Annotated in this window: 1 protein-coding gene; it reads left to right on the top strand. The window is 61.2% G+C overall.

Annotation, left to right across the window (positions count from 1 at the left end; all coding sequences use genetic code 11):
• A partial coding sequence (locus U869_RS0128480) for a transposase (protein WP_029988747.1) occupies positions 1 to 237 on the top strand: 237 nt, incomplete at both ends.

Genomic DNA, 237 nt, shown 5'->3' with positions numbered 1-237 from the left:
GTGCCGTCATCCGTCTGCAGCGTGCCAACTATGACCGCGTTAACCCGGCCTCCCTGCCCGGTCACGGACATATTCGCAATGAGAAACAGTGGAAACGCTACCTGCAGGCGCAATATCAGCGCCACTGGAAGGTCCACTTCGCCAAAAAGACCCGCGGTGCCTGGCGCAGCGTGAAATACCTGGGCCGCTATCTGAAACGCCCGGCGGTGGCGGCATCGCAGCTCCGTCATTACCGTG

The sequence above is a fragment of the Serratia sp. H1w genome, from assembly GCF_000633355.1.
GTDB lineage: Bacteria > Pseudomonadota > Gammaproteobacteria > Enterobacterales > Enterobacteriaceae > Chania.
The sequence above is the reverse complement of the archived record's forward strand: the minus strand, read 5'-3'. Positions and strand labels throughout refer to the sequence as shown.